14 protein-coding genes are annotated in these 15,200 nt (G+C 66.4%); 7 read left to right on the top strand and 7 right to left on the bottom strand.

Translation table 11 applies throughout. The annotated features are described in order from the left end of the window. Window positions 1–4 precede the first annotated feature (4 nt). On the bottom strand, window positions 5–1,120 hold the full coding sequence (gene tal / locus ABD243_RS18105) for a transaldolase (RefSeq protein ID WP_344367746.1): 1,116 nt from the start codon (window positions 1,118–1,120) through the stop codon (window positions 5–7). A gap of 63 nt (window positions 1,121–1,183) precedes the next feature. Continuing rightward, entirely contained in the window at window positions 1,184–3,301 is a 2,118-nt protein-coding gene (gene tkt / locus ABD243_RS18100; RefSeq protein WP_344367745.1) for a transketolase, read from the bottom strand. A 512-nt stretch (window positions 3,302–3,813) separates the two neighbouring features. Between tkt and ABD243_RS18095 the strand changes: the two genes are divergently transcribed. Continuing rightward, the gene (locus tag ABD243_RS18095) at window positions 3,814–4,776 is read left to right on the top strand and encodes a heme o synthase (protein ID WP_091254060.1); all 963 of its coding nucleotides are present in this window, start codon (window positions 3,814–3,816) and stop codon (window positions 4,774–4,776) included. A gap of 102 nt (window positions 4,777–4,878) precedes the next feature. Here ABD243_RS18095 and ABD243_RS18090 read toward each other — a convergent pair whose 3' ends face one another. The 5 genes from ABD243_RS18090 to ABD243_RS18070 form a co-directional block, all read right to left on the bottom strand. Then, entirely contained in the window at window positions 4,879–5,997 is a 1,119-nt protein-coding gene (locus ABD243_RS18090) for an acyltransferase family protein (RefSeq protein ID WP_344367744.1), read from the bottom strand. Between the two features lie 281 nt (window positions 5,998–6,278). Continuing rightward, the gene (locus tag ABD243_RS18085; protein WP_237563291.1) at window positions 6,279–6,803 is read right to left on the bottom strand and encodes a hypothetical protein; all 525 of its coding nucleotides are present in this window, start codon (window positions 6,801–6,803) and stop codon (window positions 6,279–6,281) included. A 222-nt stretch (window positions 6,804–7,025) separates the two neighbouring features. Further along, window positions 7,026–7,970 (bottom strand): COX15/CtaA family protein, encoded by a 945-nt coding sequence (locus tag ABD243_RS18080; RefSeq protein ID WP_116765735.1) that lies wholly within the window; start codon window positions 7,968–7,970, stop codon window positions 7,026–7,028. 7 nt (window positions 7,971–7,977) lie between these two features. Beyond that, window positions 7,978–8,688, bottom strand: coding sequence for an ABC transporter permease (locus ABD243_RS18075; protein ID WP_344368082.1), 711 nt, complete (start codon window positions 8,686–8,688; stop codon window positions 7,978–7,980). Window positions 8,689–8,786: 98 nt separating this feature from the next. After that, window positions 8,787–9,755, bottom strand: a complete 969-nt coding sequence (locus ABD243_RS18070) for an ABC transporter ATP-binding protein (RefSeq protein WP_344367742.1) — start codon at window positions 9,753–9,755, stop codon at window positions 8,787–8,789. 107 nt (window positions 9,756–9,862) lie between these two features. On the opposite strand from ABD243_RS18070, the gene ABD243_RS18065 reads away from it, so the two are divergent. From ABD243_RS18065 to ABD243_RS18040, 6 genes are all read left to right on the top strand, one after another. Beyond that, window positions 9,863–10,774, top strand: coding sequence for a helix-turn-helix transcriptional regulator (locus tag ABD243_RS18065; RefSeq protein WP_344367741.1), 912 nt, complete (start codon window positions 9,863–9,865; stop codon window positions 10,772–10,774). Next, window positions 10,774–12,237, top strand: coding sequence for a Fe-S cluster assembly protein SufB (sufB, locus tag ABD243_RS18060; RefSeq protein WP_116765731.1), 1,464 nt, complete (start codon window positions 10,774–10,776; stop codon window positions 12,235–12,237). The genes ABD243_RS18065 and sufB overlap by 1 nt, the downstream gene beginning before the upstream one ends. Further along, a complete protein-coding gene (sufD, locus tag ABD243_RS18055) occupies window positions 12,237–13,523 on the top strand; it encodes a Fe-S cluster assembly protein SufD (protein WP_116765730.1) in 1,287 nt (428 codons plus the stop codon). Before sufB ends, sufD begins: the two co-directional genes overlap by 1 nt. Window positions 13,524–13,549: 26 nt before the next feature. After that, entirely contained in the window at window positions 13,550–13,909 is a 360-nt protein-coding gene (locus ABD243_RS18050) for a non-heme iron oxygenase ferredoxin subunit (RefSeq protein ID WP_091254076.1), read from the top strand. 82 nt (window positions 13,910–13,991) lie between these two features. Next, window positions 13,992–14,789 carry a Fe-S cluster assembly ATPase SufC gene (gene sufC, locus ABD243_RS18045; RefSeq protein WP_091254077.1) on the top strand — a complete coding sequence of 266 codons (798 nt, stop codon included), beginning with the start codon at window positions 13,992–13,994 and terminating at the stop codon, window positions 14,787–14,789. Between the two features lie 13 nt (window positions 14,790–14,802). Next, window positions 14,803–15,135 carry a metal-sulfur cluster assembly factor gene (locus ABD243_RS18040; protein WP_018772973.1) on the top strand — a complete coding sequence of 111 codons (333 nt, stop codon included), beginning with the start codon at window positions 14,803–14,805 and terminating at the stop codon, window positions 15,133–15,135. Window positions 15,136–15,200 lie beyond the last annotated feature (65 nt).

Genomic DNA, 15,200 nt, shown 5'->3' with positions numbered 1-15,200 from the left:
TGGGTTAGGAAGCCTTCCGTGCAGAGGCCAGGGCGCCTTCGACGTCGCCCAGGAGTTCCTTCCAGCTGGCCACGAACTTGTCCAGGCCTTCGGACTCAAGCAGTGCCACGACGTCGTTGTAGGAGATCCCCAGGTTGTCGAGGGAGTTCAGCGTCGCGTTGGCGTCGTCGTAGCCGCGGGTGACGGTGTCGCCCGTCACCACGCCGTGGTCGAACGTGGCGTCCAGGGTCTTCTCCGGCATGGTGTTGACCACGCCCGGTGCGACGAGTTCGGTGACGTACAGGGTGTCCGGGTAGGCCGGGTCCTTCACACCGGTGGAGGCCCACAGCGGGCGCTGCGGCAGGGCGCCGGCTTCGGCGAGGAGGGCCCAGCGTTCGGTGGAGAAGAGCTCCTCGTAGACCTGGTAGGCCAGTCGGGCGTTGGCCAGGCCGGCCTTGCCCTTGAGTGCCTTGGCTTCGTCGGTGCCGATGACATCGAGGCGCTTGTCGATTTCGGCGTCGACGCGGGAGACGAAGAAGGACGCGACGGAGTGGATCGTGGAGAGGTCGTGGCCGTTGCCCTTGGCCTGCTCCAGGCCGGACTGGAAGGCGTTGATGACGGCGCGGTAGCGTTCCAGCGAGAAGATCAGGGTCACGTTGACGCTGATGCCCTCGGCCAGGGTGGCCGTGATGGCTTCGAGGCCCTCGAGGGTTGCCGGGATCTTGATCAGGACGTTGTCCTTGTTGACCTTCTTGTACAGGTGCTTCGCTTCGGCGATGGTGCCGGCGGTGTCCCAGGCAAGGCGGGGGTCCACCTCGATGGACACGCGGCCGTCGACGCCCTTGGTCGCGGCGGCGACGGGAGCGAAGAGGTCGCAGGCGTCGGCGACGTCGGTGGTGGTGATTTCGAAGACGGTCTCTTCAACGGTGGAGCCGGCCGCGGCCTGGGCAGCGATGACGGCGTCGTAGTCCGTGCCGGAGGTGATGGCGGCATGGAAGATGGACGGGTTGGTGGTGACGCCAACGACGTTCTTCTCTTCGATGAGCTTGCGCAGGGTACCGGTCTGCAGGCGGCCGCGGGAGAGGTCGTCGAGCCAGATCGAGACGCCGGCGTCGGAGAGCTGCTGGGTGGGGGTAGTCATGTCATAACTCCTGGAAATGATGGGTTCCGGGGGCACAGCGTCCCCCGGAACCATGGGGGTGGGTCAGTTTGCGACGCTGGCGAGCGAGTCCTTCGCGGCAGCGGTGACGGCTTCGGCGGTAATGCCGAATTCCTGGAAGAGGCGCTTGTAGTCCGCGGAGGCACCGAAGTGCTCAAGGCTGATGGAGCGGCCGGCGTCGCCGACGAATTCCTTCCAGCCCAGGGCAAGTCCTGCTTCGACGGAGACGCGCGCCTTGACGGCGGCCGGCAGGACGGCTTCGCGGTAGGCGGCGTCCTGCTTGTTGAACCATTCCACGCAGGGCATGGAGACGACGCGGGCGGCGATGCCCTCGGCCTGCAGGGCCTCACGGGCGGCCACGGCGAGCTGGACTTCGGAGCCGGTGCCGATCAGGATGACCTCGGCCGGGACCGTGGCGCCGTCCTTGGAGGCTTCGGCGAGGACGTATCCGCCCCTGGCCACGCCGGCGGTGGAACCGAAGGTGTCGCCGCTGGCGTCGCCTTTACCGCGGGCGTATGTGGGGATGTTCTGCCGGGTCAGGACGATGCCGGCCGGGTTCTCGTGGTTCTCCAGCATAACCTTCCACGCCGCAGCGACCTCGTTCGCGTCGCCGGGGCGGACGACGTCCAGTCCCGGGATCGCCCGGAGGGAGGCCAGCTGTTCCACGGGCTGGTGGGTGGGGCCGTCCTCGCCCAGGCCGATGGAGTCGTGCGTCCAGACGTACAGGGACGGCACGCCCATGAGGGCGCCGAGGCGGATCGCGGGGCGCTGGTAGTCGGAGAAGATCAGGAACGTTCCCGAGAACGCCCGGGTCCGGCCGTGCAGGCTGATCCCGTTCACGATCGACGCGGCGGCGTGCTCGCGGATGCCGAAGTGCAGCACCCGGCCGTACGGGTTGCCCTTCCAGGCCCCGGTGGAGCGTGAGGCCGGGATGAACGAGGGCGAGCCTTCGATCGTGGTGTTGTTCGATTCGGCGAGGTCGGCGGAGCCGCCCCAGAGTTCGGGCATGACCGGGCCGATCGCGTTCAGGACCTTGCCGGATGCGGCGCGGGTGGAAACGTCCTTGCCGGCTTCGAAGACCGGCAGTGCGGCGTCGAGCTCGACCGGAAGCTTCTTGGCTTCGATGCGCTCAAGCAGGGCGGCGTTCTCCGGGTTGGCGGACTGCCAGGCCTCGAAGCTGCTCTGCCAGGCGGTGCGGGCCTCGGCGCCGCGGGCCTGCGCCTCGCGGGTGTGGGCCAGGACGTCATCGTCGACCTGGAACGCGCGCTCCGGATCGAAGCCCAGGGCCTTCTTCAGGGCCGCGACTTCCTCGGCGCCCAGGGCCGAGCCGTGGATCTTGCCGGTGTTCTGCTTCTTCGGCGCCGGGTAGCCGATGATGGTGCGCAGCGAAATGATCGAGGGCTTGCCGGTCTCGGCCTTTGCGGCCAGCAGCGCGGCATGGAGTTCGGCGACGTCTTCGACGTATTCGCCGGTGCGGGTCCAGTCGACCCGCTGGGTGTGCCAGCCGTAGGCCTCGTAGCGGGCCAGCACGTCTTCGGTGAAGGCGATGTCGGTGTCGTCCTCGATCGAGATGTGGTTCTCGTCGTAGATCACCACGAGGTTGCCCAGTTCCTGGTGCCCGGCCAAGGACGATGCCTCGGACGTGACGCCTTCCTGGAGGTCGCCGTCGGAGGCGATGACCCAGATGGTGTGGTCGAACGGGGACTCGCCGGCGGGGGCGTCGGCGTCGAACAGGCCGCGCATCCGGCGCTGGGAGTACGCGAAGCCGACCGCTGAGGCCAAGCCCTGGCCCAGCGGGCCGGTGGTGATCTCCACACCGGCGGTGTGCTTGTATTCCGGGTGGCCCGGGGTCAGGGAGCCCCAGGTGCGCAGGGCTTCCAGGTCCTTCAGTTCCAGCCCGTAGCCGGAAAGGAACAGCTGGATGTACAGGGTCAGGGAAGTGTGGCCCGGGGACAGGATGAACCGGTCACGGCCCAGCCAGTCCGGGTTCTTCGGGTCGTGGCGCATCAGCTTCTGGAAGAGAAGGTACGCGGCCGGGGCCAGGCTCATCGCGGTCCCGGGGTGGCCGTTGCCCACCTTCTCCACCGCGTCCGCGGCCAGCACCCGGACAGTGTCCACGGCGCGCTGGTCCAAGGTAGTCCATGACAGTTCTTGCTCTTCCAAATGTGGCACGAAAACCGGGCCCCTCTCTGTGCTGACGGCCGGCGGTACGCTTGGTCCCACCCCGGGCACAGTTCGGTGCCCGCTGCAGTACGTACCAGCCGTTCACCATCGAAACGTTGATCTATCATTCAGACGCAGATCCAGAGCCGCCGGTTTCGGCAATTGCCGGGCAATTACTCGGCAATTGCGTTGGTGCGTGCCCGTGTGCGCTGATCTAAGAACAGCCTAGTCCCATTCCACTTGGTGGTCAGCGTATATCTCACCAATTGGACCTGATTTCGCTTATATGAATCACCGCGCGTTATTGCGCCCGTGAGCCGGCGTTAACGCGCCCGAATCATTGGGGCCCGGCGGCGGGCCGGGTGCGCGCAGCGTCACGGTATGATGGGTGGTGGCCTTCGACTGGGGCAAGGACACGGGCGTGCGCTGCGCGCAGAGCCCGTCTGCAGCAAGAAGCGTTGCGACATCCACCCGGGGCTGCCAGCCAGACAGAACTGCCCAGACAGAACAGAGTGACTGCCACCGTGAGCACAACAAATACGCCGCTGAACGCCTCCCCGGCCTCGGCAAGAATGGGCTTCGGCCGCAAAGCCAAGGCCTACCTGGCGCTCACGAAGCCCCGAGTCATCGAGCTCCTGCTCGTCAGCACCTTGCCCACCATGATCTACGCCGAGCGCGGATTCCCCTCGATCGGCCTGATTCTGGCGACGCTCGTGGGCGGCGCTTTCGCGGCAGGCTCTGCCGGTGCCTTCAACTGCTACATCGACCGCGACATCGACAAGCTCATGCACCGCACCGAAAACCGGCCGCTGGTCACCGGCGAGGTCACCCCCCGCGAAGCACTGATCTTCTCCTGGCTGCTGGGCGCCGCGGCGATCGCCATCCTCTGGTTCGGGGCCAACCCGCTCGCCGCATGGCTGGGCCTCGGCGCCATCGTCTTCTACGTGGTCATCTACACCATGATCCTCAAGCGACGCACCGCCCAGAACATCGTCTGGGGCGGCGCCGCGGGCTGCTTCCCTGTCCTGATCGCCTGGGCCGCCGTCACCAACACGGTGGAGTGGCCCGCCGTCGTGCTCTTCATGGTGATCTTTCTCTGGACCCCGCCGCACTACTGGCCGCTGTCGATGCGGTACGGCGAGGACTACCGCAACGCCAACGTGCCGATGCTGGGCGCCATCGCCGGCGCCAAGGTGGTCTCGGTGCAGGTGGTGCTTTACGCGTGGGCCATGGTGGCATGCTCGCTCCTGCTGATCCCGGCCGGCGGCGCGGGCTGGGTGTACACGGTGACCGCCGTCGCGGCCGGCGCGTGGTTCCTGTACGAGTCGCACGCCCTGTACAACCGCGCCCAGTCTGGCGACGTCTCCAACAAGGGCGCCATGAAGGTCTTTCACGGCTCCATCAGCTACCTGACACTGCTCTTCATTGCCCTGGCGGTGGACCCGTTCATCGGCTCGGCGGTCATGGGCGGCTGAGTCCCAGCTGTTCTTAAACCTGTTCTTAAAACAGCAGATGCTCCCTCACCACTGGTGAGGGAGCATCTGCTGTTTTGCGGCAGTGCCATGAGGGCGCTGCTCCTAGTCGAGGCTTACTTCCTGGCGCGGACCGGGCGGGGGAACGACGCCGGCCGCCGGCCGCTGGTCCGGGTACCGCTGGTCGAAGCGATGGCGCGCGATCCGCCCGAGCCTCTCGACCGTGTGCCAGCTGATGACCGCGATGACCAGGGTTACCACGATGGCCGACACCGCCACGAGCGGCGGCAGATCCGCCGTCGACCCGCCGTTGAGCCAGAGAATGACGAGGTAATTCCAGAGATAGGCGGCGTAGGACACGGTGCCCAGCAGCTGCAGCGGGCGCGTCCACGTCGGCATCGCACGGGTGCGGGAGGCGGCGAGGGCCACCAGGACGGCCGCGGCAGCCATAGCCAGCGGGCCTCCGATGAAGAAGAAGGCCGGTGTTTCGTTGGCTTTCGGGAAGAACGCCAGCGCGACCAGGAGTGCCGAGGAGCCGAGCAGGGCGAAGAGCCTGAGCCGGCGGCCCGCGAACCAGCCGAAGACGCGGATCCGGTAGAGGCGCAGGGCCGACCCTAGGATCAAGCCCAGGCCCCACGTCGTGGGCAACGCGTAGACCAGTGAATGAAGTTGCGGAGCCATGATCTCCATCGCCAGCACGCTTGCCGTCATCAGGGACAGGGCGACGGCGGCCGACCAGATGATCAGCCGGCCCTGCCGGTTGCGCCGCAGGGCGAGCACCAGCAGCGCGGGCCAGATCAGATAGAACTGTTCCTCCACCGCCAGCGTCCACAGCGGTCCGATGGCCATGCTGACGTCGAAGGGCAGCGGCAGGTCTTTGAGGTAGCCGAGGCCGGCGAGGACGGTGTACCCGACGATGCCCTTGGACCGGTCCCCGAGCACGTCGGTGGCCAGCTCGACGACGGCGTACACGCCCAGGAGGGAGATCAGGGCCGGCACGAGCCGGAAGGCCCTATGTGCATAGAAACGGCCGTAGCGAATCTTTCGATGCCGTTCCACGTCCCTGAGCAGCACGTTCGTGATCAGGTATCCGCTCAGCACGAAGAACGCAATGACACCGATGATGCCGGCGCCTTGAAATATTCCAGGCCAGGAATGTCCGAGCAGGACTGTGCCAACGGCAGCGCCGCGAAGGACGTCCAGGCCGTCAAGCCGCGGACGCACTGTGAATTGCTTGCTTGCGGTTTGTTTGGTTGTAGCGTGTTGGTCTGTAGATTGCAGGGCGGCCGTGGCGGCCCTTTCGCCGACTAGTAACGCCATATAACCTCCGGAGCCTCTTTCCGGCCGGTTTCTATTTCAGCTGAATCAAGGCAAAACCGTGCCGTTCCTCTTCTGATGAATGTGATTCCGGCGCCACCGCGCCGTTACCTATTATCCCGGACGCGGCTGGACGAAACCTGACCACGGTCCGTCTGGTGGTGCGTTCGACCGCAACAGCCCGGGATTCAGAGGTTGTGGGCGATGAGTTCGAGCCCGATCACCAGAAGGCTTAAGACGACTTCGGCGAACATGATGGCGGCCTTGTGATGGAGCGGGATATCAAGGCGCCGGATCGCGAGGTACCCGACGACCATGAGTGATGCAACGAGAACAACGACCGCCCAGCCGAGCGCCACGGCCGTCGACCACAGCCCGAGGCCGGCCGCTGCGAGCAGGAGCAGCGGAGTCACCAGAACGCCGAGACCGCCCGCGCTGACCGCGATCATATGGTGCAGTTCTTCACCGGTGGGGAGCGTCGAATGAACCGTCAGGTGGCTCAGGAGATCGGCGACGAAAATCCCCAGCAGGGAACCGATGACCACGATGCTGAGGGTGGCGGCGGCGGCCGCGGGCGACGTCTCGTCCGCGTGGCTCCGAAGCGCCAGCACCACTGCGAGGCTCGTAAAGATGATGTAGACCCGCTCTTTAAGGCTCGCCGCTCGTTGGCGGGCCGCGGGTGACAGGGTCACGGGAGGTTCGATGGGATCCATGTGAGAAGGCCTTCCGGTAAGCGTCACAGGAGTGAACGACCACATGCCCACGACCGCAACGATCCAAATCCATGCCATCTCATAGTGCTCCCGGGGAACCCGCCGAGGCCAGACCGGAGCCCACAAACACAAGCAACGCGGGGTTGCCTACGGCCCATCCGCCAGGTGCGGAACGAGCGGTAAGTGACCCCGCGTTGTTTGTTGGGGGAGGTGTTGGTGCGCCTATTTCACCGGGCTGTAGCGGGCGAGGTCCGCGGCGTTGGTGGCCGCGCTCATCAGCAGGGCCGCGGCCAGCATGTGTGCGCCCACGAGCAGCGCCGGGATGCCGTTGTAGTACTGCGTGAAGCCGATGATGGCCTGCAGCACAGTGACGCCCAGGAGCATGAACACCGCGGAACGGAACGGCCCCGGGATACGCCCGCGCAGCACCAGGAACACTCCGAACAGCGCTCCGGCGGTCACCAGGTACGCCGGCATGGCATGGATGTGCGCGAACAGGTCCCAGTCGAGGTCATTGCGCGGGGCGTTGGCGTCGCCGGCATGCGGGCCGGCCCCGGTCACCACCACGCCCAGGCAAACGGCCACGGCGGAGAAGAACGCGACGGCGGTCATCACCGGGCGCGCGGCGCCCGGCAGGGCCGGAAGCTGCACGGTCCGGGCCTTGCCCGTGCGGCCGTAGGCGCGGTTCACCAGAAGGGTTGCCAGAACCACGAGGGCCATGGATACCAGGAAGTGCAGGCCCACGACCCACGGGTTCAGCTGGGTGAGGACGGTGATGCCGCCGATGACGGCCTGGGCCGGGATGCTGGCGAGCAGGCCGAGGGCCAGCAGGAAGAGGTCGCGGCGTTCCTTGCGGAGGTTCCACAGGTACACGAGCATCATCACCGCGACGGCGGCCAGCGCGAACGTCAGGAGCCGGTTGCCGAATTCGATGATTCCGTGGAACCCCATTTCCGGCGTGGTGGCCAGGGATCCTTCCGTACAGCGCGGCCAGGTGGGGCAGCCAAGGCCCGAGGCGGTAAGCCGGACGGCGCCGCCTGTCACCACCAGGACGATCTGGCCGATGAGGGACAACACGGCCAGCCGCCTGATCCTGTTGTCGACCGTGACGGGCAGTCGGGAGGTGAACCCGGAAACGATCCGGGGTGTGCGTGACGCCGTGCTCACAGTTTTCTCAATTCCACTTGAACCAACGGATTGCCGCGCCGCCGGCGATCGCCGTCCAGAGCAGCAGGACAAAGACGGCAGCAACGTTGACGCTGCCGTACAGGAAAGCATCCCTCAGCGCCTGGCCCAGCGAGCCGGAGGGGAGGAAGTGCACCACAGCCTGCGAGAGCGCAGGGAGCCGTTCGGACGGGATCACGATCCCGCCCAGGGCGCCGAGCAGAATCCAGAGCAGGTTGGTGATGGCCAGGGTCGCCTCCGGCCGGACCGTCCCGGCGACCAGCAGCCCCAGCGCGGTGAAGCATGCGGCCCCGAGGACCAGGATGAGCATGCCGGGCAGCCAGCCTGCGGGGTTGGGCTGCCAGCCCAACACCAGGGCCACGGCCGAGACGATGAGCACCTGCAGGAACAAGACGGCCAGGACGGCCAGGATCTTGCCGGCGATCAGTCCGGTGCGGCCCAGGGGAGTGGTGGAAAGAAAGCGCAGCACGCCGTAGCGGCGGTCGAAGCCGGTGGCGATGCCCTGGCCCGTGAAGGCGGTGGACATGGCGCACAGGGCCAGGATGCCGGGGACGGCAACGTTGATGCGGCTCGAACCCAGCCCGTCCAGCAGCGGCGTCACGGTCAGGCCGACCATGGCCAGCAGCGGCAGGATGATCGCGAGGATCAGCTGCTCGCCGTTCCGGAGCATGGTGATGGTTTCGTACCGCCCCTGCAGCATGATCCTGCGCAGCAGCGGAGCGGGTGCGCTGCCGTGTGCTGTGAGCGGCGCACTGCCCAGGGGGGCACTGCCCAGAGGCGCGCCGCCGGAAACGCGGGTCATCGGATCTCCCTTCCGGAGATGTCCAGGAAGACGTCCTCAAGGCTGCGTGCCTCAAGGCTCAGGGAGCTGGGCATGATCCCGCGCGCGGCCCACCACGCGGTGATCGCCGCGAGGTCCGCCGGGGTCAGTGCGCCGGTCACGGCGTAGCTGCCGGCCCGGGCCTCGGTGACCTCGACGCCGTCGGTCAGCACGCCGGTGAAGTCCAGGCCCGGTTCGGTCTCAAACAGCAGGGTGCGGATGTGCTGCCCGTCGTCGCCGGCGGGCAGCTGATGCTGCAGGAGCTGAGCGACGGTGCCTTCAGCGACGTTCCGTCCGGCGTCGATGATGTAGACGTAGTCGGCCAGGCGCTGGGCGTCGTCCATCAGGTGGGTGGTGAGGATGATTCCCATCCCGCTGTTACGCAGCTCGGCGATGAGATCGAAGACCATCTGGCGGGACTGCGGATCCAGGCCGGCGCTCGGCTCGTCGAGGAAGAGAACCTCCGGGTTGCCGACCAGCGCCGCCGCAAGGGCAAGGCGCTGCTTCTGGCCGCCGGACAGGCGCCGCACTGAGGTGCGGCTGAACGACTCGATCCCCAGGCGGGCAATGAGCTCATCCACCGGCCACGGATCCTGGTACATGCCGGCAATGTGCTTCAGCAGCGGGATGGGACGGGCCGACGGCGGGAGACCGCCGTCCTGCAGCATGACACCGACGCGCGCACGGAGGCCGGCGCCGGCAGTGTCCGGATCCTGGCCGAGCAGGCTGATGGTGCCGGAGGTCCGCTTCTGCAGCCCCTGGGCGCATTCGATGGTGGTGGTCTTGCCGGCGCCGTTGGCGCCGAGCAGGGCTGTTACCTGACCGCGTTCGGCAACGAGGGAAAGGCCGCTGACCACGCGCAGCATCTTGCCGTCGAGGGTGGGCAGTGGACCAACATCCTTGACGAGCCCGCTGATGGTCAGAACGGGGGATTCGGGAGATCGCACCACAGCATTCTACGCGATGTAGTACGGCGTTCCCCCGGAACGGGCGCCAACTGCAGGCAAGCCATGCCTTACTGGATCGCCGGAGTAAATTACGACATGATTGTGTTGTGTATTCCATGAGTCCCTCTGTGTCTGGAGCCGCTGTGTCGGGAGCCGCTGCGCCCCGTGCCCGGTCCGGCCGCGGCGCTGCTCGCCTCGGGTCCGACCGGGCGCACGTGGCCGTCGTCCCGGATGAGGTTCCCGACGCCGTTCCCGCGGGCGCCGCCAGCCAGACCCACGACGCCGAAGAGCGCACGCGTGACCGCGTCCTCAACGCCGTGCTGGAGCATGGACCCATCAGCGCCGCCGAACTCGGCGACCTCCTGGGCTTCACCCCTGCCGCCGTCCGCCGCCACCTCGACCACCTCTCGCGCAGCGGCGTGATTGAGGTCAAGCGGGCTGCCCGTGCCGGTGCCGGCGCGGGACGTCCCGCCCGGCGCTATGTCCTGAGCTCCCAGGGCCAGTCGACGCTTGGCAACGACTACCTCGACATCGCCACCGTGGCGTTGCGCCGCCTGGGCGAGGCCGCCGGCCCCGAGGCGGTCCGGCAGTTTGCCGTCGAACGGTTCGCCGACATGGAACGCCGCTACGCGCCCGGGATCGAGCAGGCCGGACCGGACATCACGGCCCGGGCCCGGGCCCTCTCCGAGGCGCTGAGCCGCGACGGTTTCGTCGCCTCGGCGCAGTCGATTGAAGCCAAGGCGCCGCTTCCGGCCGCCCTGTCCAGCGTCCAGCTCTGCCAGGGGCACTGCCCCATCCAGCACCTGGCGGCCCAGTTCCCCGTGTTCTGCGATGTGGAGACCGAAGTGTTCTCCCGGCTGGTCGGCGTCGATGTGCGCCGGCTGTCGACCCTCGCGCGCGGCGGGCACGTCTGCACCACCCACATACCTACGGGCCGTCCGGCCGCCGTCGGGGCTTCCAGTCCCGCAGCCCCGGGTACCCCGGATGAAGTATCCAACCATCTGCAAGAAAGGCCGTGATGACGGACCAACTATCAGAGAAGAAGGTTGCTGACTCTACTGTGATTTCGGAGATTCTGGAAAAGAATCCCGAGCTCCACGGAATCGGCACCTACGAGTACGGCTGGGCCGACAAGAACGACGTCGGAGCCAACGCCCGCCGCGGCATCGACGAAGACGTTGTCCGCGACATCTCGGCTAAGAAGAGCGAGCCGGAATGGATGCTGGACCTGCGCCTCAAGGGCCTGAAGTACTTCGACCGCAAGCCCATGCCCACCTGGGGCGCGGACCTCTCCGGCATCGACTTCGACAACATCAAGTACTTCGTGCGGTCCACTGAGAAGCAGGCCGCCACCTGGGAAGACCTTCCCGAGGACATCCGGAACACGTACGAGAAGCTCGGCATCCCCGAAGCCGAGCGCAGCCGCCTGGTCTCCGGTGTTGCGGCCCAGTACGAATCCGAGGTGGTGTACCACCAGATCCGTGAGGACCTCGAAGCCCAGGGCGTCATCTTCCTGGACACCGACACCGCCCTGCGCGAGCACCCGGAGATCTTCCAGGAATACTTCGGCACGATCATCCCGGTGGGCGACAACAAGTTCGCCTCGCTCAACACGGCCGTCTGGTCCGGCGGGTCCTTCGTGTACGTGCCCAAGGGCGTCCACGTGGACATTCCGCTGCAGGCCTACTTCCGGATCAACACCGAAAACATGGGCCAGTTCGAGCGCACCCTGATCATCGCCGACGAGGACTCCTACGTCCACTACATCGAAGGCTGCACCGCGCCGATCTACACCTCGGACTCGCTGCACTCCGCCGTCGTGGAGATCATCGTGAAGAAGGGCGCCCGCGTCCGCTACACGACCATCCAGAACTGGTCCACCAACGTGTACAACCTGGTCACCAAGCGCGCCATCTGCGAAGAGGGCGCCACCATGGAGTGGATCGATGGCAACATCGGCTCCAAGGTCACCATGAAGTACCCGGCCGTCTACCTCGTGGGCGAGGGCGCCAAGGGCGAGACCCTGTCCATCGCGTTCGCCGGCGAAGGCCAGCACCAGGACACCGGCTCCAAGATGGTCCACATCGCGCCGAACACCAAGAGTTCGATCATCTCCAAGTCCGTGGCCCGTGGCGGCGGCCGTGCCGCCTACCGCGGCCTGGTCCAGGTCCGCGAAGGCGCCAAGCACTCGGCCAACACGGTCCGCTGTGACGCCCTGCTGGTGGACACCATCAGCCGCTCGGACACCTACCCGTACATCGACATCCGCGAGGACGACGTCACCATGGGCCACGAGGCCACGGTCTCGCGCGTCAGCGAAGAGCAGCTGTTCTACCTGATGTCCCGCGGCATGCGCGAAGACGAGGCCATGGCGATGATCGTCCGCGGCTTCATCGAGCCGATTGCCCGTGAGCTGCCGATGGAATACGCCCTTGAGCTGAACCGCCTGATTGAACTGCAGATGGAAGGATCGGTCGGTTAATGACTGACATCACTACTGAAAAGGCCCGCATCGGCGCGCCGTCAGCCCAGCCGTTCATCAACGGTTTCACCGAGGAAGGCGAGAGCCTCTCACCGTTGAATGCCGCGGAGTCCAAGGCGCCGCTGGCCGGCGAGGCCGTCAAGCGCCACTCCCACGGTGGCGGCGTCGGCATTCCGGACAGCTCACGCGCCGGCCGGCTGACCTCCTACAAGCTGGCTGACTTCAAGCCGCTGACCGGCATGGAAGAGGACTGGCGGTTCACCCCGCTCAAGCGCCTCCGCGGCCTGCACACCGAGGTCCTCAACGGCGCCGCCCCGTCCGTGAGCGTGACCGCCCCGGACAGCGTCACCGTGGAAACCGTCGGCCGCGACGACCGCCGGATCGGCTCTGCCGCCATCCCCGAGGACCGTGTGTCCGCGAACGCCTGGGAGAACTTCACCGAGGCCACCGTCATCACGGTTCCCGCCGAGGTCCAGGTCGACGGCGAGGTCAGCGTCCTGCTGACCGGCCAGGGCACCGAGGCCTCCGCGCAGCACGTCGTGATCGTCGCCGAAAAGTTCTCCAAAGCCGTCGTAGTCCTGGACCACCAGGGCACCGCCGTCGTCTCGGAAAACATCGAGATCGTCGTCGGGGACGGCGCGCAGCTCACCGTCATCTCGCTCCAGGAATGGAACGACGACGCCGTGCATGCCTCCTCCCAGCAGGCCAAGCTCGGCCGGGACGCCAAGTTCAAGCACATCGTCGTCAGCCTCGGCGGCGACCTCGTGCGCGTCACGCCGTCGGCACGCTTCACCGCTCCGGGCGCAGAAGTGGAACTGTTCGGCCTGTACTTCGCCGACGCCGGCCAGCACCTCGAGCAGCGCCTGTTCGTGGACCACTCCGTGCCCAACTGCAAGTCCAACGTCCTGTACAAGGGTGCCCTGCAGGGCCGCAATGCGCACACCGTGTGGGTTGGTGACGTTCTGATCCGCAAGGAGGCAGAAGGCACCGACACCTACGAGGCCAACCGCAACCTGGTCCTGACCGACGGCGCCCGCGCGGACTCCGTGCCCAACCTTGAGATCGAGACCGGACTGATCGCCGGCGCCGGCCACGCCAGCGCCACCGGACGGTTCGACGACCAGCACCTGTTCTACCTGATGGCCCGCGGCATTCCGGAAGAGGTGGCCCGCCGTCTGGTGGTCCGCGGCTTCCTGAACGAGATCATCCAGCAGATCAAGGTTCCTGCCATCGAAGAGCGCCTCACGGACGCTGTCGAGCGCGAACTCGCGGCAACGAATCATTAGCCAGCACAGCAGCACAGGGAAGATCAATGACTGAACAGCCAAAGGGCGAGCTTGTCTGCAACGCCAGCGAGATCCAGGTCAAGCAGGCACTGCGGATCCTGATCGACGACTACCCCGTTGCCATCGTGAAGGACTCGATGGGCGAGATCCACGCCATCGGCGACACCTGCTCGCACGCGGACATCTCCCTTTCCGAAGGTGAGGTGGAAGGCTGCAAGATCGAGTGCTGGGGCCACGGTTCCCAGTTCGACCTGCGCAGCGGTGAGCCGCTCCAGCTGCCGGCCTACGATCCTGTCCCCGTCTTTGCCGTGACCGTCCTGGATGACGAGGTCTATGTGGACTTCACCAACGTCCTGAACGGTGCCGAGGCCCCGAACTTCAGCTAGCTTCCGGCAGCTAGCGCACCACAACTTATCGACAAGAAAACGCACGGTGCCGGAGGGCACCGTGCAGAGGAGAACAAGGCACATGTCTACTCTTGAGATCAAGGACCTGCACGTCAGCATTGACACCGAGCAGGGCACCAAGGAAATCCTGAAGGGCGTCAGCCTGACCATCCGGACCGGCGAAACGCACGCCATCATGGGTCCGAACGGTTCCGGCAAGTCCACCCTGGCGTCCACCATCGCCGGCCACCCGCGCTACAACGTCACCTCGGGTACCATCACGCTCGACGGCGAAGACGTCCTCGCGATGAGCGTTGACGAGCGCGCCCGGGCCGGCCTGTTCCTGGCCATGCAGTACCCCGTCGAGGTTCCCGGCGTGAGCATGACGAACTTCCTGCGCACTGCCAAGACCGCCATCGACGGCGAGGCCCCGAAGCTCCGCACCTGGACGAAGGACGTCAAGGCTGCCATGGCGCAGCTGCGCATCGACGCCGACTTCACCCAGCGCAACGTCAACGAGGGCTTCTCCGGCGGCGAGAAGAAGCGCGTCGAGATCCTGCAGCTCGAACTGTTCAAGCCGAAGTTCGCGATCCTCGACGAGACCGACTCCGGCCTCGACGTCGACGCACTGAAGGTTGTCTCCGAGGGCGTCAACCGCGCCCACGCGGAAGGCAACATGGGCACCCTGCTCATCACGCACTACACCCGCATCCTGCGCTACATCAAGCCGGACTTCGTGCACGTGTTCGTTGACGGCCAGGTTGTCGAAGAGGGCGGCCCGGAGCTCGCCGACCGCCTTGAAGAAGAAGGCTACGACCGCTACGCCACGGGCGCCGGAGCAGCCACGATCGCTGCCGCAGACGCTGCAGCACAGGCCTAGTTAGGACTTCACCATGACTGAACTCAATGTGGCCCGCACGGGCCTCGAGGACGTCGAAGAGGCACTCAAGGATGTGATTGACCCGGAGCTCGGGGTCAACATCGTTGATCTGGGCCTGCTCTACGGCCTGAAGTACTCAGACGACGACGGCGCCCTCCTGATCGACATGACTCTCACCACGGCCGCCTGCCCTCTCACCGATGTCATCGAAGAGCAGGTCGGCAAGGCCCTGGACGGGATCGTCGACGACTGGCGCCTCAACTGGGTTTGGATGCCGCCGTGGGGCCCGGAACGGATCACCGAAGACGGACGGGACCAGATGCGCGCCCTGGGCTTCAACATCTAGGACACCACCGCTTCCCTAGCCTCGCTTCGCTCGGCCAGGGAACCCCCGGCGGCGGAGGCCCCTAA

Origin of the sequence: Arthrobacter humicola, from assembly GCF_039531445.1 — a bacterium.
Classification (GTDB): domain Bacteria; phylum Actinomycetota; class Actinomycetes; order Actinomycetales; family Micrococcaceae; genus Arthrobacter; species Arthrobacter humicola.
This window is presented reverse-complemented; position numbering and strand designations above follow the sequence as displayed.